The sequence below is a fragment of the Streptomyces sp. 8N616 genome, from assembly GCF_052246385.1.
Lineage (GTDB): Bacteria > Actinomycetota > Actinomycetes > Streptomycetales > Streptomycetaceae > Streptomyces.
In genome coordinates, this window is the sequence record NZ_JBQQBY010000037.1 from 33181 (window position 1) to 57452 (window position 24272).

Annotated in this window: 17 protein-coding genes; 8 read left to right on the forward strand and 9 right to left on the reverse strand. The window is 72.3% G+C overall.

The genetic code is table 11. From position 1 onward, the window contains the following. Positions 1–155: 155 nt before the first annotated feature. Positions 156–2180, reverse strand: a complete 2025-nt coding sequence (locus tag ACTWQC_RS28315; protein WP_443318664.1) for an amylo-alpha-1,6-glucosidase — start codon at positions 2178–2180, stop codon at positions 156–158. A 505-nt stretch (positions 2181–2685) separates the two neighbouring features. Between ACTWQC_RS28315 and ppdK the strand changes: the two genes are divergently transcribed. Together ppdK and ACTWQC_RS28325 are read left to right on the forward strand one after the other, a co-directional pair. Next, on the forward strand, positions 2686–5421 hold the full coding sequence (ppdK, locus tag ACTWQC_RS28320) for a pyruvate, phosphate dikinase (protein WP_443318665.1): 2736 nt from the start codon (positions 2686–2688) through the stop codon (positions 5419–5421). Between the two features lie 562 nt (positions 5422–5983). After that, positions 5984–7075, forward strand: a complete 1092-nt coding sequence (locus ACTWQC_RS28325) for a helix-turn-helix domain-containing protein (RefSeq protein WP_443318666.1) — start codon at positions 5984–5986, stop codon at positions 7073–7075. Here ACTWQC_RS28325 and ACTWQC_RS28330 read toward each other — a convergent pair. The 5 genes from ACTWQC_RS28330 to ACTWQC_RS28350 form a co-directional block, all read right to left on the reverse strand. Next, positions 7053–8213 carry an alkaline phosphatase PhoX gene (locus ACTWQC_RS28330; RefSeq protein WP_443318667.1) on the reverse strand — a complete coding sequence of 387 codons (1161 nt, stop codon included), beginning with the start codon at positions 8211–8213 and terminating at the stop codon, positions 7053–7055. The two genes, ACTWQC_RS28325 and ACTWQC_RS28330, sit on opposite strands and share 23 nt — an antisense overlap. 282 nt (positions 8214–8495) lie before the next feature. Further along, entirely contained in the window at positions 8496–9422 is a 927-nt protein-coding gene (locus ACTWQC_RS28335; protein ID WP_443318668.1) for an oxidoreductase, read from the reverse strand. A 120-nt stretch (positions 9423–9542) separates the two neighbouring features. Then, the gene (nirD, locus tag ACTWQC_RS28340) at positions 9543–9896 is read right to left on the reverse strand and encodes a nitrite reductase small subunit NirD (protein ID WP_443318669.1); all 354 of its coding nucleotides are present in this window, start codon (positions 9894–9896) and stop codon (positions 9543–9545) included. 96 nt (positions 9897–9992) lie between these two features. Continuing rightward, complete coding sequence (nirB, locus tag ACTWQC_RS28345; protein ID WP_443318670.1) at positions 9993–12587, reverse strand: nitrite reductase large subunit NirB; 2595 nt, start codon at positions 12585–12587, stop codon at positions 9993–9995. Between the two features lie 2 nt (positions 12588–12589). Further along, positions 12590–13942, reverse strand: coding sequence for an NAD(P)/FAD-dependent oxidoreductase (locus ACTWQC_RS28350; RefSeq protein ID WP_443318671.1), 1353 nt, complete (start codon positions 13940–13942; stop codon positions 12590–12592). 469 nt (positions 13943–14411) lie between these two features. Between ACTWQC_RS28350 and ACTWQC_RS28355 the strand changes: the two genes are divergently transcribed. Together ACTWQC_RS28355 and ACTWQC_RS28360 are read left to right on the forward strand one after the other, a co-directional pair. Further along, positions 14412–15404 carry a TauD/TfdA family dioxygenase gene (locus ACTWQC_RS28355; RefSeq protein ID WP_443318672.1) on the forward strand — a complete coding sequence of 331 codons (993 nt, stop codon included), beginning with the start codon at positions 14412–14414 and terminating at the stop codon, positions 15402–15404. A gap of 71 nt (positions 15405–15475) precedes the next feature. Beyond that, the gene (locus tag ACTWQC_RS28360; RefSeq protein WP_443318673.1) at positions 15476–16255 is read left to right on the forward strand and encodes a sulfite exporter TauE/SafE family protein; all 780 of its coding nucleotides are present in this window, start codon (positions 15476–15478) and stop codon (positions 16253–16255) included. 131 nt (positions 16256–16386) lie between these two features. Here the strand turns inward: ACTWQC_RS28360 and ACTWQC_RS28365 are convergent, their stop codons facing one another. After that, the gene (locus ACTWQC_RS28365; protein WP_443318674.1) at positions 16387–16869 is read right to left on the reverse strand and encodes a spore-associated protein A; all 483 of its coding nucleotides are present in this window, start codon (positions 16867–16869) and stop codon (positions 16387–16389) included. Positions 16870–17163: 294 nt separating this feature from the next. Between ACTWQC_RS28365 and cutA the strand changes: the two genes are divergently transcribed. Together cutA and ACTWQC_RS28375 are read left to right on the forward strand one after the other, a co-directional pair. Then, a complete protein-coding gene (gene cutA, locus ACTWQC_RS28370) occupies positions 17164–17478 on the forward strand; it encodes a divalent-cation tolerance protein CutA (protein WP_443318707.1) in 315 nt (104 codons plus the stop codon). Between the two features lie 133 nt (positions 17479–17611). After that, positions 17612–18586 carry a zinc-binding dehydrogenase gene (locus ACTWQC_RS28375; RefSeq protein WP_443318675.1) on the forward strand — a complete coding sequence of 325 codons (975 nt, stop codon included), beginning with the start codon at positions 17612–17614 and terminating at the stop codon, positions 18584–18586. A 182-nt stretch (positions 18587–18768) separates the two neighbouring features. On the opposite strand, the gene ACTWQC_RS28380 is transcribed toward ACTWQC_RS28375, so the two are convergent. After that, entirely contained in the window at positions 18769–18909 is a 141-nt protein-coding gene (locus ACTWQC_RS28380) for a hypothetical protein (RefSeq protein WP_443318676.1), read from the reverse strand. A 582-nt stretch (positions 18910–19491) separates the two neighbouring features. Between ACTWQC_RS28380 and ACTWQC_RS28385 the strand changes: the two genes are divergently transcribed. Both ACTWQC_RS28385 and ACTWQC_RS28390 read left to right on the forward strand, forming a co-directional pair. Next, on the forward strand, positions 19492–20775 hold the full coding sequence (locus tag ACTWQC_RS28385) for a streptophobe family protein (RefSeq protein WP_443318677.1): 1284 nt from the start codon (positions 19492–19494) through the stop codon (positions 20773–20775). A gap of 580 nt (positions 20776–21355) precedes the next feature. Further along, positions 21356–21778: a gamma-glutamylcyclotransferase family protein gene (locus ACTWQC_RS28390; RefSeq protein ID WP_443318678.1), complete on the forward strand. Its 423-nt coding sequence runs from the start codon at positions 21356–21358 to the stop codon at positions 21776–21778. Between the two features lie 75 nt (positions 21779–21853). Here the strand turns inward: ACTWQC_RS28390 and ACTWQC_RS28395 are convergent, their stop codons facing one another. Further along, a complete protein-coding gene (locus ACTWQC_RS28395; RefSeq protein ID WP_443318679.1) occupies positions 21854–24169 on the reverse strand; it encodes a molybdopterin oxidoreductase family protein in 2316 nt (771 codons plus the stop codon). Between the last annotated feature and the right edge of the window lie 103 nt (positions 24170–24272).

A 24272-nucleotide genomic window follows, 5' to 3' on the forward strand; every position in this document is an offset into this window, starting at 1 on the left:
CCGCGGGGCGGAACGGGTGGGCACAACCCGACCACCGGCGTGCGGCCGCGTACGAAGCGGCAACCCCCGGCGGCCGGTTGCGCGCCGTTGCCGGGTGCGGGCCGGTTGTGCCCACCCGTTCCGCCCCAGGCGGAACGAATGCCCACAACCGGCGCTTACGTCAAGGCGCTGAGCAGGGCCAGGGGGGTGGCGGCCGCCCAGGCTTGGGGGGAGCAGGAGTGCGGGTACGGCACGGGCGTCGGGTGCTCGTCCCGCCCGTACCCGGCCATCACCTCCGGCAGCCGCCACCCGTGCACCGCCGCCGCCTCCACCAGCCCGCGGACCACCGCGAGCGCCTGCTCCGTCAGCCCGTACCGCGCAAGCCCCAGCACCGTCAGTGCGTTGTCGTGCGGCCAGATCGAGCCCTTGTGCCAGGACAGCGGGTGGTACGGCACCTGGCCCGCGGCGAGCGTGCGGATGCCCCAGCCGGAGAAGAAGTCCGGTTCGAGCAGCCTGCGGCCGACCCGCGCCCCGTGCTGCGGATCCAGAATCCCCGACCACAGCAGGTGCCCGGCCTCCGACGCCAGGACGTCGACCTGGCGGCCCTCGCCGTCCAGGGCGAGGGCGGGGAACTCCTGCCCCGGCATCCAGAATTCGCGGTGGAAGCGGCCGCTCAGCTGGGCCGCGGCCTCCTCGAGCCGGTCCGCGAGCGCCGCGTCGTCCCAGGTCTTGCGGGCGAGCGCGGCGGTGCGCAGGAGCGCGTCGTACGCGTACCCCTGCGCCCCGGCGACCGCGATGGGCCCTTGTGCCGGGGTCCCGTCGCTGAAGCAGATCGCGCCAGGGGAGTCCCGCCAGCTCTGGTCGCCGCTCGCGGCGAGCGGCACGCCGCCGTAGACGAGCCGCCCCAGCTCCGCAAGACCGCCGTCCTGGAACATCCACTCGACGGCGGCGCGGGCCTGTGGTTCGAGGCGGCGGGCGAGCGCGTCGTCGGCCGTCCGCTCGGTGTAGGCGTGGAGGAGGATCAGGAAGAGCGGGGTGGCGTCGACGGCGCCGTAGTAACGGTCGTAGGGGACCTGGCGGAAGCGGGCGAGTTCGCCGTGCCGGATCTCGTGCGCGATGCGGCCCGGCTGCTCCTGCCGCGGGGCGTTCTCCCCCTGCCTCCGGCGGGTGCGCTCCCAGCCGGAGGCAGGCGGAGGGTCGTACTCCGTGCCCTGCGCCGCGGCGAGCGCGGCGAGGGTGGCGGCCGCCAGCCCAGGCCGGTACGGCAGGGCGAACAGCGAGGTGAGCAGGGAGTCCCGGCCGAAGAGGGCCAGGAACCAGGGGATTCCGGCGGCGGGCACCCGCAGCGGCTCCCCGTCGGGGCCGACCGCCGGTACGCGCAGGCCCGCCAGGTCGGCCAGGCCCTGCTCGCAGGCGCGGGCCAGCTCGGTCCAGCCGATGAGGTCGCGGGGCCTGGGGGCGGCTGCGGTGAACGCGGCGTTCTCCTGGGCGAGGCCCGCGACTGCCGTGGCCGGGGGCTGGACGCGCGGCGGCTCCGCGTCCGTGCCGGACGGCAGCGCGCACGCCTGGAGGACGATCTCGCCGTTGCCGTGCGGCGGGAGGACGACGCGCCATTCGAGGGTGCGGGCGGTGCCGCTGGCCGGGTGGGTCACCTTGTCGGGCGCGGGGACGGCGGTGATCACGGTTCTGGAGTGCCACTCGGGGCCGGGCCCTCCGCCGGGGGCTGGGCGTTCGTAGCCGAGGGCCACGCCGTCCTGGAGGGCCTCGACGGTGCGGACGGCGTCGGTCTTGTCGTAGGTGCGGTAGTCGGTGCGCAGCTCGAACTGGTCGGCGAAGTCGGCGTCCACGGTCAGGGAGACGCGGGCGGTGGTCGGCACGGGGCGGTTGCTGGTCAGCCGGATGCGCTCGGCCAGCGAGCGGTCCGCGACCGCCTGCTCCCGGAAGACCGTGTACGCCGGGGGCTCGTGCCCGCTGCCGGGCGGGGTGAGCACGGCGGCGAGCGGCCGGTCGGGCCCGGCCTGCCCGGCCGCGACGAGCAGCTCGGGCGAAGAGCCCTCCACGGTCAGCTGCCACCGGCTGAGGTGGCGCGCATCGCGGGAGAACATCCCGTCCGGGGAGGCGCCGCGTGCGCCGCTGATGTCGCCGGAGTCGGTTACGACGGCAAATGTCCCGTCATGCACCAGAAGATGGTGTCCTGTCATCGGTCAAGCCTGCCCTTCGTCGGGCTCCGTGCGGCGGATGTCACTCCATGTGTCCGTATCACGACGAGGAGTGCCGACCCGGGACGCCACACGGTGGATGCTCATCTGAGCAATTTCGTATGCGAATGTGTCCACGGGGTGAGATCTGGGGTACGCCTAAGGCGTGATTCTCACCACCCCTGATAGGGGCTCTGCTCAGATGAGCGACTTCGATCAGGGTGCACCTTTCCAAGGGGTGGCACCCAGTGCCACCCTTGTCGGCTTCGAGTGATCTAGGAGTAAGTCACTCTCCGCCGATGGCAATTGGCGGACCTGTCGGCCGAGAGTGATGATGTCTTCACCTCTTAAAGGAGGCGGGGTTGATCTAAAACCAGCCATGTACCTGCGATCTGCTGGCGGACGAGTGGTTACGGCCGTATGACGGCCAGGTGGACGTACTCATGCGCCTTCGATCTGGGTACGCTCCCGGCCGTCAGGGCAGCCGTCCGCGAGGAGTCGAGATCCCGTGTCGGAAAACCAAGATCCCCACGTATCCCAGCCTGAGCCCCAGAAGTTCGTCTACGACTTCACCGAGGGCAACAAGGACCTCAAGGACCTGCTCGGCGGGAAGGGGGCCAACCTTGCCGAGATGACCAACCTGGGGCTCCCCGTCCCTCCGGGCTTCACGATCACCACCGAGGCGTGCAAGGTCTACCTGGACAGCGGCAGCGAGCCCGCGGCACTGCGTGACGAGGTAAGTGCGCACCTCGTCGCCCTCGAGCAGAAGATGGGCAAGAAGCTCGGCCAGCCGGACAACCCCCTCCTCGTGTCCGTGCGTTCCGGTGCCAAGTTCTCGATGCCCGGCATGATGGACACCGTCCTCAACATCGGCCTCTCCGACGACTCGGTCGCGGGCCTCGCCGACCAGGCCGGGGACGAGCGCTTCGCCTGGGACTCCTACCGCCGGCTGATCCAGATGTTCGGCAAGACCGTGCTCGGCGTCGACGGTGATCTCTTCGAGGAGGCGCTCGAGGGGGCCAAGGAGGCCAAGGGCGCGGCCACCGACGTCGACCTCAAGGCCGCTGACCTGCAGCAGCTCGTCGAGGACTTCAAGGGCATCGTGCTCAAGGAGACCGGCCGGGAGTTCCCGCAGGACCCGCGCGAGCAGATGGACCTGGCCATCAAGGCCGTGTTCGACTCGTGGAACGGCGAGCGCGCCAAGCTCTACCGCCGCCAGGAGCGCATTCCGCACGATCTGGGCACGGCCGTCAACGTCTGCTCGATGGTCTTCGGCAACCTCGGCCCCGACTCCGGCACCGGCGTCGCCTTCACCCGCGACCCGGCCAGCGGCCACCAGGGCGTCTACGGCGACTACCTGCAGAACGCGCAGGGCGAGGACGTCGTCGCGGGCATCCGCAACACCGTGCCGCTCGCCGATCTCGAGCAGATCGACAAGACCTCGTACGACCAGCTGATGCAGATCATGGAGACCCTCGAGACGCACTACAAGGACCTGTGCGACATCGAGTTCACCATCGAGCGCGGCCAGCTGTGGATGCTCCAGACCCGGGTCGGCAAGCGCACCGCGGGCGCGGCCTTCCGGATCGCCACGCAGCTCGTCGACCAGGGCCTGATCGACGAGGCGGAGGCGCTGCAGCGGGTCAACGGCGCCCAGCTCGCGCAGCTGATGTTCCCGCGCTTCGACGAGTCGGCGAAGGCGGAGAAGATCGGCCGGGGCATCGCCGCGTCGCCGGGCGCGGCGGTCGGCAAGGCGGTCTTCGACTCGTACACCGCCGTCAAGTGGTCGCGGTCCGGCGAGAAGGTCATCCTCATCCGCCGCGAGACCAACCCCGACGACCTCAACGGCATGATCGCCGCCGAGGGCATTCTCACCTCCCGCGGCGGCAAGACCTCGCACGCCGCCGTCGTCGCCCGCGGCATGGGCAAGACCTGTGTCTGCGGCGCCGAGGAGCTCGAGGTCGACACCAAGCGGCGGCGGCTGACGACCACCGACGGGACGGTCGTCGAGGAAGGCGACCTGGTCTCCATCGACGGCTCGTCCGGCAAGGTCTACCTGGGCGAGGTGCCGGTCGTCCCGTCCCCCGTCGTCGAGTACTTCGAGGGCCGGATGCACGCCGGGGCCGAGGACGCCGACGAGCTGGTCAGGGCCGTGCACCGGATCATGGCGTACGCGGACCGGGTGCGCCGGCTCCGGGTCCGCGCCAACGCCGACAACGCCGAGGACGCGGCGCGCGCCCGCCGGTTCGGCGCCCAGGGCATCGGCCTGTGCCGCACCGAGCACATGTTCCTCGGCGAGCGGCGCGAGCTGGTCGAGAAGCTGATCCTCGCCGACACCGACGAGGAGCGCGACGACGCCCTCAAGACCCTGCTGCCGCTGCAGAAGCAGGACTTCGTCGAGCTCTTCGAGGCCATGGACGGGCTGCCGGTGACGATCCGGCTGCTCGACCCGCCGCTGCACGAGTTCCTGCCCGACATCACCGACCTCTCGGTGCGGGTGGCGCTCGCCGAGTCCCGCAACGAGCAGCAGGAGAACGACCTGCGGCTGCTCCAGGCCGTGCACAAGCTGCACGAGCAGAACCCGATGCTGGGGCTCCGCGGCGTGCGCCTCGGTCTGGTCATCCCCGGCCTGTTCACCATGCAGGTGCGGGCCATCGCGGAGGCCGCGGCCCAGCGGAAGGACGCCAAGGGCGACCCGCGGGCGGAGATCATGATCCCGCTGGTGGGCACCGTCCAGGAGCTGGAGCTCGTACGGGACGAGGCGGAGGAGGTCATCGCGGAGGTCCAGGAGGCCACCGGTATCGACTTGAAGATCGCGCTCGGCACGATGATCGAGCTGCCGCGGGCCGCCCTGACGGCCGGTCAGATCGCGGAGGCCGCCGAGTTCTTCTCCTTCGGTACCAACGACCTCACCCAGACCGTGTGGGGCTTCTCCCGCGACGACGTGGAGGCCAGCTTCTTCACCGCGTACCTGGAGAAGGGGATCTTCGGGGTCTCGCCGTTCGAAACGATCGACAAGGACGGCGTCGGCTCCCTCGTACGGAACGCCGTCCAGGCCGGCCGCGCCACCCGTCCCGACCTCAAGCTCGGCATCTGCGGTGAGCACGGCGGTGACCCGGAGTCGGTCCACTTCTTCCACGAAGTGGGTCTGGACTACGTCTCCTGCTCGCCGTTCCGGATTCCGGTCGCGCGCCTTGAGGCGGGCCGCGCGGCGGCACAGAGCAAGGGCAGCGACTCGCGCTGACCCTCCGAGGAAAAGAGCCACCGGAGCAGCCGCCGGGAACCCCGACCCTCAGCCCGGCGGTGGCTCCGGCACCCTGAAAGGGGGCGGCACCTGTGCGGAGGTGCCGCCCCTATCTCTTTGAACGGCTTACCAATTGAAACCGCTTACCCGCGGTGTACCACCGGCGTACTACGGCAAAAATCCGCCCGGGTTTTCCGGGCGGATTCTTGGTGGTTGCCGCTTGTACCGGCCGCGCGGGGGTGGCGCGTCGGCGCAGTTGGCGCGGTTGTACGGGGAGGCGGGGCTGTCGGCCCGCGGTCCGGACGGGCTCGAGGTACCGGACCGCAGGCCGTAACCCCTGCCAGACACGTGGCGGTACCCAAAGCCGCCCGGAAACCGCCGTACTGCCCCCACAACAGCTGCATCGGCGGGCTTCCGCGTGCCCAACGAGATACAGCATTTCGTTACGGGGCGTATCCCTGCGACCCGTTTCAACTGTGGCCAAAAGGGCGTGGTCACCGTCCGTGCCTGTGTGCATACTCGATGACCGGGACAAAGGCGGGGGGCCACTTGTGGGGGTTTGGTGCTACGCATCCATTTCACCGGGCTTGACCTCGCCCGGGTCCGGATAGCTGCTCGTCCGGACGCGCTGTGGGAATCCGTACTCAGTTTTCACCGGCTGCGCGACAAACAAGGAGCGTCGATCTTCCGGCAATGGCGCGGGGAAACCAGAACCAGGTTGAGTGGTGAAACACGGCCGCTCGCCTCGCTCGTGCCGTGCCGGGGCTATTTCCCGGACTTCCTCACCCCGCCCGAAGGGGCACTCGGCGTGGAGCCGGCGTTCGAAGCGCTGCGCGAGACACCGGACCACCGGCTGCAGCGCGACATGCGGCTGCTCGGCGGGGAGCGCCCGCGGCCGGGCTGGATGCACGGTCTCGCCGAGGGCGACAAGGGGGCGCTCGGCCGGTTGATCGGCATCCTGCGCAGCTACCACAAGGCGGCCATCGCCCCGTACTGGCCGCACATCCGGGCCCGGATCGAGGGTGACCGGGCGGCCCGCGGCCGGGCCCTGCTGGACGGCGGCGCCGACGAGCTGCTGGCCTCGCTGCCGCGGATGGTGCGCTGGCGGCCGCCGGTGCTCGAGGCGGACTATCCGGTGGACCGGGACCTGTATCTGAGCGGGCGGGGGCTGCTGCTCCAGCCGTCGTTCTTCTGCCGCAGGACCCCGGTCACCTACCACGACCGGGACCTGACCCCGGTGCTGGTCTATCCGGTGGAGCACACCGCGGAGTCGGCGCCGTCGGCCGCGCCTGTGCGGGCGTACGCGGACGACCCCTGCTCGCTCGGCAAGCTGGTGGGACACACCCGCTCCGCGGTCCTCCAGACCATAGGTCAGGGCTGTACGACCAGTGAACTCGCCCGAAGAGTCGGGGTGTCCGCCGCCTCGGCGAGCCAGCACGCGAGCGTGCTGCGCGAGGCGGGGCTCGTGCTGACACTGCGGCACGGCAACGCCGTGCTGCACACGCTGACACCGCTGGGCGCCGCCCTGCTGCGGGGCGGCGCCGCAGCGGTGCCGGATCTGCCGGGGCTACCGGCCGGTCCCGTTGCTCAGACCGCTCAGACCGCTCAGACCGCTCAGACCGCTCAGACCGCTACGTCCGGAACGGGCCGGTGACCTCGTACGTGATGCCGCCCGAGGAACTGCCGCTGGTGCCGCGCTGGCTGGAGAAGTACAGCCGGGTGCCGCTGGGCGAGAAGGCCGGTCCGGTGATCTCCGAGCTGGACTGGCCGTTGATGCGCAGGAAGGGCGCGACGATGTCGTCCGGCGTGATGATGCAGATCTCCATGTTGCCGCCGTCCTCGGCCACGTACAGGTCGCCGAAGGTCGAGCCGGTGACGTTGTCCACGCCGGTGAGCGGGGCCGGGCCGGGGTTGACCAGGGTGTCGTCGTAGGCGAGCTCGTACGTGCTGTTGGACAGGTTGATCTGCCAGACGCGGTTGTCGCCCTTGGTGGTGAACCAGACGGTGTTGTTGGCGTAGTGGCAGCCCTCTCCGCCGTTGAACCGCTTCGCGCCGGAGACCTGGTTGCGTGTCGCGGTGGGGGAGCCGTCCGGGTCCGAGACGGTTCCCCAGGTGAAAGAACCCGACGTGCCGGTCCCGGCCACGAGCGCCTGCAGGGTGCCGGAGGACAGGTCGCCCCAGGTGGTCGGGATGAAGCGGTAGAAGACGCCGTCGGACGCGTCCTCGGTCAGGTAGATCACGTTGCGCACCGGGTCGGCGGCCGCCGCCTCGTGGTTGAACCGGCCCATGGCGGGGCGCTGCGTGGCGGCGTTCACGCCCCACGGATCGGTCTCGTAGACGAAGCCGGTCGAGACCTCCTCACAGGAGAGCCAGGTGTTCCACGGGGTGGCGCCGCCGGCACAGTTGCGGTTGGTGTTGGACAGGATCCGGTATGCCCCGGTGATGCTGCCCGAGGAGTTGAACTTGACGGCACCCGCGCCGCCCGTCGAAGAGATCTCGGAGTTGGAGACGTAGATCCAGCCACTCCCGTCGGCGAAGCAGGCGCCGCCGTCGGGGGCGTCGTGCCAGGTGTAGGAGGTGCCGGACACGGTCTGCCGGGAGCGGGCGATCACCCGGCTGGTGAAGCCGCTCGGGAGCTGGATGCCGTTGGCGTCGGCCGCGCCAAGCGGGCCGTAGGGGCTGGTACCGAGCTGGGCGGGGGCGGCGTACGCGGCGCCGTGCGAGAGGGTGCCGCCGAAGACGGCGGCCGAAGTTCCGATGACTGCTGCGCGCAGAAGACTGCGGCGTTCCATGGTCACTCCGAGGGTGTCGTGACTTTGGCCCGCCACCGGTCGGCGGCGGGGAGGGGGCAGCGCGGAGGACTCTAGGATCGGCGAATTTACTGAGCATGAACAGCCAACCGTCGCTTGCGTCCGGGCAGGCCAACAGGAGTGGATGCGGTCCAGGCCATCTGGCTCAAATGAGGCCTTGGGCAAGGAAGTTGAGGATGAGGAGCAGGGGCGGGCGGCCGACGAACTCCGGCGCGAACCACGTGCCTGGGCGGCTGGTGGCGGCTGTGGTGGCGTTGCTGCCCGTCAGCGCTGCAGGGCGTCGTACGTCACGCCCGTCAGCCGCTCCGACGCGCCCCACAGGCGCTCGCCCGCCGCGTCGTCATGGGTCCACCGCGCCCGCCACGACGGGCCCGGCGCGCCACGCCAGCCCTGGACGCGCGGGCCGGTGAAGGAGTCCGAGCTCACGCCGGGTGCCGTGGCCGCGTACAGCGTCGGCAGCGCCCCGGCCTCGGCCGGCTGCGCGAAGATCCGGTTGGCGATCCCCACGACCCGCTCGGCCGCCGTGCGGCCCTCCATCCGCACGCCCGCCGTCTGCAGATTCGTGTCGGCGTAACCGGGGTGCGCGGCCGCCGCCACCACGTCCGAGCCGGCCCGCGCCAGCCGCCGCGCCAGCTCGTGGATGAACAGCAGATTCGCGGTCTTGGAGCGGGCGTACGCGATCCAGCGGCGATAGCCGCGCTCGCTGTTGAGATCGCGCAGGTCGACATTGGCCAGCGCGTGCATGCCGCTGGACACGCTGACCACCCGCGCCAGCGGTGTGGCCAGCAGCTTCGGCAGCAGCAGCCCGGTCAGCGCGAAGTGCCCCAGGTGGTTGACCCCGAACTGCATCTCGAAGCCGTCGACCGTCCTGCGGTGCGGCAGCGCCATCACACCGGCGTTGTTGATCAGCAGGTCGAGCCGCTCGTGGCCGTAGCCGCGGGCGAACTCCCGCACCGAGGCCAGGTCCGCCAGGTCCAGGCGGGCGAACTGCACGTCCGCCTCCGGGACTTCGCTCCTGATGTGGGCCTCGGCCTCCTTGCCGCGCGTCTCGTCCCGGCACGCCAGCACCACCCGTGCGCCGCGCCGGGCGAGCTCCCGGGCGGTGATGTAGCCGATGCCACTGTTGGAACCGGTCACCACTGCCGTACGCCCGCTCTGATCAGGGATGTCGCTCGCGGTCCAGCGCTTCATGACAGCTGCTCTCCTCGCGTCGGCGCGGGACGTTCCGCGCCGTTCCGCCGCACGTAGCCATGCGTTACCCGCGAGTCAGCTTAGGCGCCGCCGGTCACGGGCGCGAGAGCAGCTCCCCCGTCAGGCGGTGCGGACGGCGTACGCCGGCACGGAGACCGACTCGTCGTCCAGGCACCGGCCCGTCTCGAGATCGAAGCGCTGCTTCAGGAGCGGCGAGGCCACGAAGGGCCGGCCCTCCGCCGTCCGCCCGAGCAGCCCGCGCGAGAGGACGTACGCACCGGTGAACGGGTCCTGGTTGCCCACGGCGTACGTGGTGCCCGCGCGGTCGAGGAACAGCGCCACCTGCCGCCCGTCCGGCAGCAGCGCGGCCACCCCGCGCCCGGGCGTGAGGTGGGCGAGGTCGCAGACCGCGAACCACCGCTGGTCGACCAGCAGTTCCACTCTGACGGTGGTCTTGTCCGGGGCGAGCGTCATGGGTCTTGGCTCCTTAGCGTGTGGTGCCGACGGGAAGGGTGGGGCGGCCGGGGCGGACGCGTCCGGACCGGGCCGCCGTCAGGGGCCCGGCCGCCATCAGGCGGATGACCCTTCGAGGGTGCGGATGGGGAGGACGGGACCGGCCAGCACGGCCAGGTCCGGCTTCACCTGCTCGCGCTCGGGCACGAACTGCACCGACGGGTCGGGCGTGCCCGGCGCGTTGACGAAGGAGACGAAGCGCCGCAGCCGGTCCGGGTCGTCGAGGGTTGCCGCCCACTCGTCGCGGTAGTTCGCCACGTGGTCGGCCATCAGCCGCTCCAGCTCCGCGCACAGCCCGAGCGAGTCGTCCACCACTACGTCCCGTACGTGGTCCAGGCCGCCCTCGATCCGCTCCAGCCAGGCCGAGGTGCGCTCGAGCCGGTCGGCGGTGCGGATGTAGAACATCAGGAACCGGTCGATGAGCTTGACCAGCTCCTCGTCGTCCAGGTCCTGGGCCAGCAGGTCGGCGTGGCGCGGGTCCGCGCCGCCGTTGCCGCCGACGTACAGATTCCAGCCGTTGGAGGTCGCGATGATCCCGAAGTCCTTGCCGCGCGCCTCCGCGCACTCCCGCGCGCATCCGGAGACCGCCGACTTCAGCTTGTGCGGGCTGCGCAGCCCCCGGTAGCGCAGCTCGAGGTCGATCGCCATCCGCACCGAGTCCTGCACGCCGTAGCGGCACCAGGTCTGCCCCACGCACGACTTCACCGTGCGCAGCGCCTTGCCGTACGCGTGCCCCGACTCGAAGCCCGCGTCGACCAGGCGCGCCCAGATCTGCGGCAGCTGGTCCACGCGCGCCCCGAACAGGTCGATCCGCTGACCGCCCGTGATCTTCGTGTAGAGCCCGAAGTCCCGCGCGACCTCCCCGATCACGATCAGCTTCTCAGGAGTGATCTCGCCGCCGGGGATGCGCGGCACGACCGAGTACGAGCCGTTGCGCTGCATGTTGGCGAGGAAGTGGTCGTTGGTGTCCTGCAGGGAGGCCTGCTCGCCGTCCAGGACGTAGCCGCTGGCGCCCAGCGTCGGCGCGAGCGAGGCGATGATCGAGGCGACGGCCGGCTTGCAGATCTCGCAGCCGTCGCCGCCACGGGCGCTCTCCCGCCCGTGCTCGTCGAGCACGCGCGCGTACGTGGTGTGCTGGCGCACCCGCACGATCTCGTACAGCTCGGCCCGGGTGTGCGCGAAGCAGCCGCACAGGCCCTTGTCGACGCTGACGCCGCTCGCCTCCAGCTCGTCGTTGACGAGAGTGGTGAGGACCTTGACACAGCTGCCGCAGCCGGTGCCCGCCTTGGTGCACTTCTTGACCTCGGGAACGGTCGTGCACTGGTGGTCGGTGACGGCGCCGCGGATGGCGCCCTTGGTGACGTTGTGGCAGTTGCAGATCACCGCCTCGTCGGGCAGCGCGGAGGGGCCGAGCGCGGCGGGCGCGCCCACCCCGGCGGGCATCACCAGCTGCTCGGGCTGGATCGGCGGCACCGAGCCGGTGAGCGGGCGCAGCATCCCGTACGCCTCGGCGTCCCCGACCAGCACCCCGCCCAGCAGGGTGCCGTCGGCGCCGACGACCAGCTTCTTGTAGATGCCGGAGCGCGAGTCGGAGTAGACGACGTCGAGGCAGCCGTCGGCCGCGCCGTGCGCGTCGCCGAAGGACGCGACGTCCACGCCCAGCAGCTTCAGCTTGGTGGAGGTGTCGGCGCCGGTGAAGGCGCCAGTCTTGCCCGCGATGGCGTCGGCGGCCGTCTCCGCCATCTCGTAGCCGGGCGCCACCAGGCCGTACACCCGCCCGTCGGCGGCCAGCGCGCACTCGCCGATCGCGTAGACGGCCGGGTCGGAGGTGGCGCACTTCTCGTCGACCTTGATGCCGCCGCGCTCGCCCACCTCCAGGCCGCTGTCGCGGCCGAGCTGGTCGCGGGGCCGCACGCCGGCCGAGAAGACGACGAGGTCGGTCGAGAGCGTCGAACCGTCGGACAGGGCCATGCCCGCGACCGCCCCGCCGTCGTCCGTGGTGATCTCCTTCGAGCCCACGCCCGTGTGCACGGTCAGGCCCATGTCCTCGATGGTGCGGCGCAGCGCGGCGCCGCCGCCCTCGTCCACCTGCACGGGCATCAGCCGCGGCGCGAACTCCACGATGTGCGTCTCGAGGCCGAGCCCCTTGAGCGCGCCCGCCGCCTCCAGGCCCAGCAGCCCGCCGCCGACGACCGCGCCGGTCGTCGCGTTCTTGGCGTACTCCTCGATGGCGAGCAGGTCCTCGATCGTCCGGTAGACGAAGCAGCCGGTCGCGTCCTTGCCGGGGACGGGCGGCACGAAGGGGTACGAGCCGGTGGCCAGGACCAGCGTGTCGTACGCGATGACCAGACCCGCGCGCGAGGTGACCGTGCGCGCCTCGCGGTCGATGGACTCCACCGGGTCGCCGAGGTGCAGCTCGATGCCGTGCCGCTCCATGAAGTCCGGCTCGACGAGCGAGAGGCCGTCAGGGGTCGTCCCGGAGAAGTACGAGGTCAGCTGCACCCGGTCGTACGCGGGCCGCGGCTCCTCGCACAGCACGACCACGCGCGCACGCTCGGTGACGCCGCGGTCGGCAAGGGCCTCCAGGAAGCGCTGGCCGACCATCCCGTGGCCGACGAGAACGATCGTGGGGGGAACAGACGCGGTCGGCATGGTCAGGAGCCTCCATCGTTGGTGAGCAGGTGGAGCAGTGGAGCGGAGGGCAGCGGCTCGTCGCCCTCCCAGGTACGGGCGAGCGCGCCAACGGTGCCGAGATCGCCGAGCAGAATTCCCCCGACGAGGCGGTCACCGCGGACGACGACCTTGCGGTAAGCACCGCGGGTCGCGTCGGAGAGGTGAACCACGTCGTCTCCGGGGGCGGGCTCGACCTCGCCGAAGGCGGCGAGGTCGAGAGGGCCGGGTGCCGCGGTGAGCGTCAGGCGCGTCAGCGCGCGCGTCCCGGTGTAGCGCGACGCCGCGGCGGTGGCGGAGTCGGCGGAGCCGGAGTCCGCGGCGGCGGATGCGCCAACGTCCTCCGGGCGATGAGCGGCGCCCGCGAGGACGCGGGCCAGTATGTCGGCCTGCTCCTGCGCCGGGCCCGCCAGGCCGTACACGATGCCGTCGTGCTCCGCGCAGTCGCCGATCGCGTGGATACGCGGATCCGAGGTGCGCAGCTCGTCGTCCACGACGATGCCGCGCGCGACCTCGAGCCCCGCCGCCTGGGCGAGGCCGACCCGGGGGCGCACCCCGCAGGCGATGACGACGAGCTCGGCGTCCAGCCGGAAGCCGTCGGCGAGCTCCACCGCGCTGACGCGCCGGATGTCCTGCCCGGTGGTTGCGAGGCGACGGACCCGGCACTCGGTGTGGACCTCGACGCCCAGCTCCTCGACGTGCCGCCGCAGCAGCCCCGCCGCGCCCGCGTCGAGCTGGCGCTCCATGAGGTGCTCGCCCTGCTGGGCGAGGACGACCTGCGAGCCCCGGCGGGCCAGCGCCCGGGCCGCGGACACGCCCAGCAGTCCGCCGCCGATCACCACCGCCCGCGTCCCCGGGCGTACGGCGCTGGCGAGCGCGAGGCAGTCGTCCATGGTCCGGAAGGCGTGGACGCCCAGCGGGAGGTCGCCGCCGTCCGGCTCGAACAGGCCGCGAAGCGGCGGCAGCACCGGGTTGGAGCCGGTGGCCAGCACCAGCGAGTCGTACGGGACGTACTGCCCGTCGTCGCACTGCACCTGGCGCGCCGCGCGGTCCAGCCGTACGGCCCGCACGCCGTGCAGCCAGCGGGCCGCAGACGGGGGCGAGGGCAGCTCGATCACATCGGGCGCGTACTGGCCGGCGAGGACCTCCGCGAGCAGCACCCGGTTGTAGGGCGTGTGCGGCTCCTCGCCGATGACGGTGACCGTGACGTCGGTGTCCGGTGCCCCGCCCTGGGCGGCAGCCAGCTGCTGCACCAGCCGGGCAGCGGCCATCCCGCCGCCGACCACCACGATGCGGTGGCCGGTCCGGCGGGTGGGGGCAGTTTTCGCGGGTGCCATGTCCCGAAGCGTGCGTGGCGCACATTACCTGCCCGCATCACGACTGTTTCCCGCGCGCAACGCTGCCCTCAGCGAAGGGGGCGGGGCGATGTGAGCGTCCGGCCGCGGCGCGCGCGAGCCCTGCCGGGGCTGGGCGAGAGGCCTGCGCGGGGCGTCATTCCCCGCTGCTGCGGCGGTTGCCTTAACCCATGGTGAGTCGGCCCTTAACGGCGGTGTAAAGATCGCCGATCAGCCCCTGACCTGGGTCTTCTCGCTCCCGTGGGCGTCTACGGTGAGCCGCGTCACCACATGCCGACCCCCTTCCCCAGGATCTACCTCCCTATGGCCAGACACCGCAAGCCCAGCAGCGGCGCCCTGGCCGCCTCCATCCTCCCCCGGCACTCAGGCCGCGCCCTGACCATCGGTCAGAAGCTCAAATGTCCCTCAAGTCCGGCGGGATGCGCGCCGCGCGGCGCCTAGGGTCATGATCATGTCTGTCCTTCCCCCCACGTGTCCGGTCCGCCTCCCCGGCGCCGCGCGGGACGCCGCCGCGGCCGCCCTGCGCACGGTGGCGGAAACGGAACTCGGCCAGGCCGACCCCGACACCGGTGTGCGGCCCTATCTGGAGCACGGTGCGAAGCAGTTACGCAACCACCTGCCCGGCGAGTTACTCGAAGCCCTGGCAGGGTGGTACGACTCCGTCACCCCCTGGCTGACCGTCTCGAACCTCCCGGAATCCCCGCATCCCGTACCCACACCGCAGGACGGCTTCAGCGACGAGACCCTGCTGCGCATACCCAATCTCGTGCACTTCGGACTCCTGCGCCTGCTGGGCCTGACCCCGGTCGCCTACGTGTGGGAGAACGCGGGCCGCCTGATCCGGAACGTGGCCCCGCGCGCGGGCGCTTCCCGTACGCACACCTCCTGGGGCTACGCCCGGCACCTCGGCTGGCACACCGACGACTCGGTGCTGGACCACCGGACGGGCGCCGCCCCCTCGATGGCGATCCCGCACGTCCTCTCCTTCTACGGCATGCGCAACACCGAGCGGGTCCCGACCGAACTGCTGCCCGTCGACACCGTCGTCGCCGAGCTTCCCGAGCGGGTCGCGGGGGAGCTGCGCCGGCCCCAGTTCGCGGTCACGGCCCCCGAGTCGTATGCAGGAGGGGCGGACGGTGGCGAGCCGCCGGCGCGTACGGACGTCCCGATGCTCTGGACGCTCTCCGACGGAAGGGCCGCCCTGCGCTACGGGCCGGGCCGCATCACCGGTCAGACGCCGTGGGCGCGGGCGGCGCTGCGGTCGTTCGAGGAGTGCGTCGCAGGGCTCGACGGGGTCCCGGTGACGGTGGAGGCGGGTGGGTTCCACGTTTTCGACAACCGCAGGGTGATGCACCGGCGGGCCTCCTTCGAGCCGGCCCCACCGGGCAAATCCCGGTGGCTGCGCCGTTGCTACGCGATGCGGCGCCCCGCCGCCGCGCGCTGACCCCGCCCGTGTCCTTCCGCTCCCTTCCCCCTGCCCCTCTGCCTCCCTTTGCGAAAGCGACTGTGCCTGCCGTGCCCGACATACCGCTGACAACGTTGTTGCTGCTCTGCCTGGCCGCGGCCGCGGCGGGCTGGGTCGACGCGGTGGTGGGCGGCGGCGGTCTGCTCCAACTCCCCGCGCTGCTGGTCGGCCTACCGCATCTGCCGCCCGCGTACGTACTGGGCACGAACAAGGCGGTGGCGATCGTCGGTACATCGGCCGCCGCCGTCACGTACACGCGCAAGGCGCCCGTGGACGTACGGACGGCCGTACGGATCGGGCTCGCCGCTGCCGGGGGCTCGCTCGCGGGGGCGTTCTTCGCGGCGGGCATCGACAGCGCGGTGCTCCGGCCGCTCATCATGGTCGTCCTGCTCGGGGTCCTGGCCTTCGTCCTCCTCCGCCCGTCCTTCGGCACGGCCCCCGCGCCGGGCCCGGCCACCCGTCAGCGGGTGGTCACCGCGATCCTCGTCGCGGGCGTCGGTATCGGCTTCTACGACGGCCTGCTCGGCCCCGGCACGGGCACCTTCCTGGTCATCGCGCTGGCGGCCATCCTCCACATGGACCTGGTCACGGCCTCGGCGACCACGAAGGTCGTCAACGTCTGCACGAACCTCGGCGCCTTGGCGATGTTCACCGTCCAGGGCACAGTCCTGTGGCGGCTCTCCGCGCTGCTCGCGGTCTTCAACCTGGCGGGGGGCATGGCGGGGGCGCGGATGGCACTCAAGAAGGGGAGCGGATTCGTCCGGGGAGTGCTGGTGGTGGTCGTGGTGAGCCTGGTCTGCAAGCTGGCCTACGACCAGTGGCTGGCGTGAGGGCCGGCCGCCGCGCTGTGAACAGCGGTCAGAGATGAACGGCGGCCAGCCGTGAACAGCGGTCAGGGAGCGGGAGCCCTCATCGCCACGACGAGGGCTCCCGCCTCCCGCTCCCGCTGCTCAGCCGGGGATCAGCGGCTGTCGGAGAACTTCGCAGACTTCCCCGCGTACTGCGCCTTGGCGGCCAGTGAGCCGCAGTTGGAGCCGGTGTTGAAGGTCTCCCAACCGCCGATGACCCCGCCCCACTCGACGCAAAGACCGCGCGCGTACTTGTATACCGGCCCCGCGTACGACCGGTACTCGCCCTCGTCGATCGCGGGCTCGTAGGCGGGATCGTCGAGGACGTTGAGGTAGGCGACCATGTAGGTCGGGCTGCCCGTGGTGTTGCGGATGGTGACGACGCAGTTCTTGCCGGTCGTCGCGTTGTAGGTCAGATAGACCGTGCCAACGCTTCCGACGGGGGCCGAGTTCACGACGTTGTACCCCGAGCCGCAGACTCCGTTGTACGCGGCCGTGGCGGCGGCCGTTGCGGTGGGCGCCGTGGCCAGCAGGCCCGCACCGGCAGTGGCGGCAGCGGTTAACGCCGCCGCCAGAACACGCTTGGAACGCTTCATGTGCATCCTCGATCCGTTGGTCAATCGGCTCTGGATGGTGGTGTTGCTGAATCCACCCCATGAGACTTTCGGGAGGGCTCGGTAGTTGTACGTGGATGCCGCCCAATTGCCCATTTTCTTCGATCAATCTGGTGTCTCGGCCGAGCGGCATGCGGGCGCGCGGCCGCGACCCGCAGGCGCACCTCCGGCGCGTGAACCGGGCGCTGCGGCCCCGGCCCCTACAGTTCTCAGCGACGCAGTCCTGGCGCGAACCGGACCCAAGGAGCAAGCGTGGCGGCCGAATTCCTGACCGTGATGACCACCACCGACAGCGCAGAGAAGGCCGAGACCCTCGCGCGCGGGGCCGTCCACGCGCGCGTGGCGGCGTGTGCGCAGATCACCGCGCCCATCACGTCCGTGTACCGGTGGGAAGGCGCCATCGAGACCGGGCAGGAGTGGCAGGTGCTGTTCAAGACGAGCGCGGAGCGGTACCGGGAGCTCGAGGCGTACATCGAGGGCACGCACGCGTACGAAACGCCCGAGATCATCGCGACGCCGATCGTCGCCGGCAGCGCCGACTACCTCGCCTGGGTGACCGCGGAAACCGCCCCCGAGGTGAACGGGCACTAGGCCCGCCCGGCGCTCGCAGGGGCCGCTGCCCCTTGGGCCGTTTGACCTCAATCGCACGTGAGGTTCGAGACTGTCCGCGCAGGAGCCGGAACAGGTACCGGGCCGGGAAGGCCGGACAGGGAGTGTGGTCACCATGCGTGCGGTGTGGGCGGAGCGGTTCGGAGGGCCCGATGTGCTCGTCATGGGCGAGGCGCCGGATCCGGTCGCCGGGCCCGGAGAGGTCGTGGTCGAGGTGTCCGTCGCCCCGCTCCTCTTCGTGGATACGCAGATCCGGCGCGGCCTGGGCCGCGATTGGTTCGACCTGACACCGCCGTACGTGCCGGGGGCCGGCGTCGCCGGACAGGTGATCTCCGCCGGCGAGGGCGTGGACCCGGGCTGGGCCGGCCGGCGGGTCGTCACCGACACCACCGGCAGCCGCGGCGGCTACGCCGGGCAGGCGGCGGCCCCCGCAGAGGGTCTGATCGCGGTGCCCGAAGGGCTGGGGCCGCGGGAGGCCGCGGCGCTCCTGCACGACGGGCGGACCGCGATGAGGCTGGCCGAGCTCTTCCCGGTCCGGCGGGGCGAGCGGGTGTTGGTCCTCGCGGCTGCGGGCGGCCTCGGCACCCTGCTCGTACAGCTCGCGCACGCGGCAGGCGCCACGGTCATCGGCGCGGCCCGCGGCAAGCGGAAGCTGGACCTCGTACGGGAGCTGGGCGCCGATGCCGTGGTCGACTACTCCGAGCCCGGCTGGTCCGAGCGGGTACGCGAACTGACCGGCGGCGGGCCCGAGATGGTCTTCGACGGCGCCGGCGGGCAGACCGGGCGGGAGGCGTTCGAAGTGACGGCCCCGGGCGGCAGGTTCTCGGCGCACGGCACGCCCGGCGGCGGCTTCTCCCGGATCGGCCAGGAGGAGGCGCGGCAGCGCGGGGTGACCCTGACCGGGATCGAGCAGGTGCAGCTCTCGGCAGTGGAGGGGAAGCGGCTGACCGGGGAGGCCCTGTCCGAGGCCGCCGCAGGCCGGATCCGGCCGGTCATCGGACGGACCTTCCCGCTCGAGCGGGTCGCTGACGCGCACGCCGCGCTGGAGGCCCGCGAGATCCTCGGGAAGGCGTTGCTGCTGGTCCGATAGCCCGGGCGGCGTGCCCGGGGCGGCGCGCCCGGGGCGGCGCGCCGGGCCCTGGATCGGACCGAGGCGCCGGGCAGGCGGGCAGGCGTGCCGGGGTCAGGGCGTGGCCGGTGCCGGAGCCTCAGGGCTCCCCGGCGTGCCGGGATTCTGGCTGCTGCGGAGGCGACGGGGACGCGTCCGGCGCTTCAGGGGACCCGGGCTCCTCCGGCCAAGGAGTCCCCGGCCGTCGACCCCGAGAAGGGGTCCGGGCCCTTGGAGGAGGCGGCCTGGAGGAAGACCTCTCCGGCCTCCGTCTCGCCCGCCGAGCGCGTCAGGATGACCGCCACGGCGATGGCGACCGCAAATGATCCCGGTGATGATCGCGACCCGGCGCACCGGCCGCCGCCCACCGCCACGAGGGCGCTCGCCTCCGGGTCCCTCGCCCTCCGGACCCTCAGGGCCGCCCGGGCCTCCGGGACCGCCGGGGCCGCCCGGCTCGCGCGGACCCTCAGGACCTCCGGGCTCGCCCGGCCCTCCGAGTACACCGGGACGGCACGGTCGGCTCCCGGGGCCCTGAAGGTCGGCCCGCCGGTCCGGACGGCTCAGTCGGAGGTCGGCCCGGCGGCCTGCCGGAGAGAGGTCCCGATGGCGGCCCTGTGGGCTCCGTGGGCTCGCTATTGTCCCGGGGGCGCCTGGGACGTCACGGGCACTTCCTCCGAGGCGTAGGACTTGGGGGAATGGCGAACTGCTGGCAGTTCATCCCCCTTTCGTCCCTGCACGCTTATGGTGTTGTCCGGCTCCGCGCCTCCCGCAAGCGGGACGGAGCCCCCGTGCTTACCGTGGATGGAGGGGCGGATCCCGGCAGAAATCAGGCAGGGGAGGCAGGGGATGGGCGGGAAAAGGGCAGCAGGCGGCAGGAGACGGACGGCGTGAGCCGGACGCAGAGGGCCGCCCCCGCAGGCGCGAAACCCGCGCTGCGCCCCGTGTATGCCTGGCGGGACGCCCTCGCCGCCGTGGTCGCCAGTCTGGTCACCATGTGGGTCGTCGCCGCACTCGGCCTCTGGGCGGCGGGCACGGGTGACCTGCCCGGTGGCGCGTTCCCACGCGTCGTCTCGGCCACCGTCGTCATCGCGGTCGGCGGCTCGGTCGAGCTGCACGGCGATGCCGGGTTCATCGCCGAGACGGACGCCGCCCTCGACGCCGTACCCCTCTCCGTGACCCTCGCCGGAGCCCTGGTGATGGCCTTCGCCTTCCTGGTGCCGCTGCGCCGCCGGGCGGTGGCCGACACCCGTGAGGTGCTCGCCCGGGTCGTCCGGGTCGCCGTCCTCTGGCTCCTGGCCCTCCTGGTCATGGCGCTCGTCGCCCGCCACACCTTCCGGATCTCGCTCGGCGGCGGCATCGCCGAGGACATCGGCGAGGCCCTGGGGGCGACCCCGACCGTCGGCTTCCGCGCCGAGGCGGGCCCGACGATGGGCTTCGGGCTGCTCTGGCTGCTGGCCGTGCTGGCGCTCACCTTCGTCATCTCCCACAAGGCACCGCTGCCCTCCCGGCTGCTGCACTTCCAGGAGTCCGTACGGCCGCCCGCGTACGCCATGCTGCTGCTGTTGCTCTGCTACGTCGTGATCGGGCTGGTCATCGGCCTCATCACCGCCATCACGCACGGGCATCCCGCCGAGACCTTCGCGGTGCTGCTCCTCGCCCTGCCGAACCTGGTCTGGATGGCCCTCGGCATCGGCATCGGCGGCTCCTGGGACGGCCATGTCGCCGAGGGCATCGGGCTGCCGATGCCCCACGTCCTCGACGAGGTGCTGCGCACCCGGGGCGGCGGGGACGCGACCCTCGACCTCGGCTCGCTGGCGGAGCACGACGGGCGGGCCTGGCTGCTGGTCGCCGTGGCCGCCGTCCTGCTGCTCGCGGCCGGATTCACCGCAGCGGTCCGCTCCCCGGCCCGTACGAAGCACTGGCAGCACGCCGTCCACATGGCGCTGGCACTCGGCCTCACCATGCTCGTGATCGGGCTGCTCACCCGGTTCTCCGCGCATTACGGGCTCACGCTCATCGGTGTGGGAGACCTGGGCGGCGGCCTGGGCGGCGACGTGTCGCTGCAGCCGAACTTCCTGCCGCTCATTGGCTTCGGGCTGCTCTGGGGGCTGGTCGCGGGCTTCCTCGGCAGCCTCGCCGCGACGCGAGTGCGGCACCGCGGCCGGCAGTGAACCGCGAGCGGGGCCGCCGCGGCCGGCGTTCGCGCCTTCGCGCTGGGGAGGTGCCGCCCCGAAGGCGCGTCTCAGGGAAGGAGTTTCTCAGGGAGTGGCCAGTGGCCGGAAACACCGATGCTGCCCGCCGCGGCGGGGGCGGCGGGGCCGCGGGCGGCTCGCCGGGCGGCAGGTCCGGGCGTACGTCCGGGCGTACGTCCACCTGCGTCGGGGTCCGTACAGCCGGGTCCGTACAGCCGGGTCGGCAGGACCCGGGGCCCTGCCCGCCTCCCGCAGCTCGGCCACGAACGGGCGGCAGGTGTCGAACCGCTCGTCCGGCGCCTTGGCTGGCCGGCGCCTTCGCCATCACCTCGTCGACGGCGGGGGTGAGGTCGGGGCGCTGCTCGGACAGCACGGGCGGCGGGTCGTACTGCTGCGCCCACGGCACCGCCAGGTCGTCATCGCGCCGGAAGGGCGGGACGCCGGTCAGCGTTTATGGTGCTGGGCTTTTGACCGCTTTGTGAATTCGACGGGTGAGGTGAGAGCGGGTGTGAGAACGAGCGCGAGAACGGGTGCGAGAACGGGTGAGGGAGGAGTGGGGGTGACGGTGGAGCGGCCGGGGCTGCCCTTTTTCGTCTACGGGACGCTGCGACCCGGCCAGGTCAACCACGACCGTTTCCTGCGCGGGCGCACCGAGTCCGAGGTGCCCGCCCGGATGCGTGGGGCGGTGCTGTACGAGGGGCCCGGCTATCCGTACGCCGTGGCCGATCCCGGGGGCGAGATCCGCGGAGAGCTCGTCATCCCGGCGGCCGCGCACTACGAGGCGCTGCTCGCCGCACTCGACGAGCTGGAGGACTACGCGCAGGGGGACCCGGCCAACCTGTACGAGCGCGTCGCCCGCGAGGTACTTCTCGGCCGTGGTCGGGCCGTCCGCGCCTGGGTCTATCTGGCCGCGGAGCCGGTGGCGCGGCGGCTGCGGGCCACCGGCACGCTCGTGCCGGACGGTGACTGGGCGCCCTGGTAAGCCGGGGTGCCGCTGGCTGGGGGTGCCTGCGGTGTGTCGCCTGTGGTGGCCGCTCGTCGCCGACGATTTCGGTGGTTACTCGGCGGCCGCGGCCGGCTCCACGCGGACCGCGCAGACCTTGAACTCCGGCATGCGGGAGGTGGGGTCCAGCGCCGGGTTGGTGAGCGTGTTGGCGCGGCCCTCGCCCGGCCAGTGGAACGGCATGAAGACCGTGTCCGGCCGGATGTCCCGGGTGATCTGCGCGGGCGCGACGGCGCGTCCGCGGCGGGAGACCACGGCCACGGGGTCGCCCTCGGCCACCCCCATGCGCTCGGCGAGCTGCGGATGCAGCTGCACGAACGGGCCGGGCGCCGCCGCGTTGAGCTCGTCGACCCGCCGGGTCTGCGCCCCCGACTGGTACTGCGAGACGACCCGCCCGGTGGTCAGCAGCACCGGATAGTCGGCGTCCGGCTCTTCGGCCGCGGGTCGGTGCGTGACGGGTACGAATCGGGCGCGTCCGTCGTCGGTCGCGAACCGGTCGAGGAACAGGCGGGGGGTGCCGGGGTGGCCTCCGGCCGGGGCGGAGACGAGCGGCGGCTCGGCGCCGGTGTCGGCAGGCTCGGCCTCGTAGTCGTTCGCCGGGTCGTCCAGCAGCGGGCCGAGCGGCGTCTCGTCGGTGTTGGGGATATTGGGGGTGCTGGGCACCTCGGGGGCGTTGGAGGCCGCCTCAGGGGTCTCGCGGTCCGACGACTCCTCGGTGCCGGGTGCTTCCGGGCAGGGCCAGAAGACCCCGTCCTCCTCGGCGATCCGGCGGTATGTGATGCCGGAGTAGTCGGCGGGGCCGCCCGCGGAGGCGCGGCGCAGCTCGTCGAACACCTCCTCCGGGTCCGTCGGAAAGCCCTTCTCCCAGCCCAGGCGGACCGCGAGGCCGTTCAGCACCTCGAGGTCGGTCCGCACCCCCGGCGGGGGCGTGATGGCACGGCGGCGCAGCAGCACCCTGCCCTCGAGGTTCGTCGTGGTGCCGGTCTCCTCGGCCCACTGGGTCACCGGCAGCACGACATCCGCGAGCTGCGCGGTCTCCGACAGCACGACGTCGGCGACCGCGAGGAACTCGAGCGACCGTATGCGCTCCTCGATGTGGGCCGCGCGCGGCGCGGACACCACCGGGTTCGACCCCATCAGCAGCAGCGACTTCACATCCGTGCCGAGCGCGTCCAGCAGCTCGTACGCGCTGCGGCCGGGGCCCGGCAGGTCGTCCGGGTCCACGCCCCACACCTCGGCCACATGGGCGCGCGCCGCCGGGTCGACCAGCTTGCGGTAGCCGGGCAACTGGTCGGCTTTCTGGCCGTGTTCGCGGCCGCCCTGCCCGTTGCCCTGACCGGTGAGGCAGCCGTATCCGGACAGCGGCCGGCCGGCCCTGCCGGTCGCCAGGCAGAGATTGATCCAGGCGCCGACGGTGTCCGTGCCCTTCGACTGCTGCTCGGGCCCCCGGGCGGTGAGCACCATCGACGACGGCGCGTCGCAGAACAGCGCGACCGCCTCGCGCAGCTGCGGCAGCGGCACGCCCGTGATCCGCTCCACCAGCTCGGGCCAGTGCGCCATGGCCGCGGCCCGCGCCTCGGGCCAGCCGCTCGTACGGGCCGCGACGAACTCCTCGTCGACCCGGCCCTCCGCGACCACCAGGTGCAGCATGCCCAGCGCGAGCGCGAGGTCCGTGCCGGGCCGGGGCGCGAGATGGAGATCGGCCTGCTCGGCGGTACGGGTGCGGCGCGGATCGATGACGACCAGCTTGCCTCCGTTCTCCTTCAGCTCGGTGAGATAGCGCAGCGCGGGCGGCATGGTCTCGGCGAGGTTGGAGCCGACGAGGATGACGCAGCCAGTGCGGGGGATGTCGGCCATCGGGAACGGCAGCCCGCGGTCCAGGCCGAAGGCGCGCTGGTGCGCCGCGGCGGCCGAGGACATGCAGAAGCGGCCGTTGTAGTCGATCTGCGAGGTGCCCAGGACGAGCCGGGCGAACTTGCCCAGCGCGTACGCCTTCTCGTTGGTCAGCCCGCCGCCGCCGAAGACGCCCACCGCGTCCGGGCCGTGCTCCGCGCGCGTACCGGCGAAGCCCGCCGCGATCCGGTCCAGGGCCTCCTCCCAGGTGGCCGGCTCGAGCCTGCCTGTGGCAGGGCGTCGGACCAGGGGCTCGACCAGGCGCACCCGGGAGGAGAGCACAGCGGGGGCGGTACGCCCCTTCCCGCACAGCGCCCCGCGGTTGACCGGGAACGCGGTCCGCTCCACGACTTCGACGCCGCCGCCCTCCGCCTCCGCCCGCAGCCCCATCCCGCACTGCAGCGCGCAGTAGGGACAGTGGGTGTCGACGGGGGCGGCCGGTGCGGTACGTGCTTCGGGTGCGGTGGCGCTCTGCATACCGCACAGCATGCGTCAGAGGTGTTACGGGACGAGCCCCGGCGCGTTACGCCCGCTGCACGGCCACCTCAGCATTCCGGCCACTGGCCCGTGAGGTCTGCGC

Bases quoted from the DNA above. Each gene is read 5' to 3' on its own strand.
- ACTWQC_RS28315 (WP_443318664.1), bottom strand. From the start codon at position 2,180: ATGACAGGACACCATCTTCTGGTGCATGACGGGACATTTGCCGTCGTA.
- ACTWQC_RS28330 (WP_443318667.1), bottom strand. From the start codon at position 8,213: ATGGAACGCCGCAGTCTTCTGCGCGCAGCAGTCATCGGAACTTCGGCC.
- ACTWQC_RS28335 (WP_443318668.1), bottom strand. From the start codon at position 9,422: ATGAAGCGCTGGACCGCGAGCGACATCCCTGATCAGAGCGGGCGTACG.
- nirD (WP_443318669.1), bottom strand. From the start codon at position 9,896: ATGACGCTCGCCCCGGACAAGACCACCGTCAGAGTGGAACTGCTGGTC.
- nirB (WP_443318670.1), bottom strand. From the start codon at position 12,587: ATGCCGACCGCGTCTGTTCCCCCCACGATCGTTCTCGTCGGCCACGGG.
- ACTWQC_RS28350 (WP_443318671.1), bottom strand. From the start codon at position 13,942: ATGGCACCCGCGAAAACTGCCCCCACCCGCCGGACCGGCCACCGCATC.
- ACTWQC_RS28355 (WP_443318672.1), top strand. From the start codon at position 14,412: ATGTCTGTCCTTCCCCCCACGTGTCCGGTCCGCCTCCCCGGCGCCGCG.
- ACTWQC_RS28365 (WP_443318674.1), bottom strand. From the start codon at position 16,869: ATGAAGCGTTCCAAGCGTGTTCTGGCGGCGGCGTTAACCGCTGCCGCC.
- cutA (WP_443318707.1), top strand. From the start codon at position 17,164: ATGACCACCACCGACAGCGCAGAGAAGGCCGAGACCCTCGCGCGCGGG.
- ACTWQC_RS28375 (WP_443318675.1), top strand. From the start codon at position 17,612: ATGCGTGCGGTGTGGGCGGAGCGGTTCGGAGGGCCCGATGTGCTCGTC.
- ACTWQC_RS28395 (WP_443318679.1), bottom strand. From the start codon at position 24,169: ATGCAGAGCGCCACCGCACCCGAAGCACGTACCGCACCGGCCGCCCCC.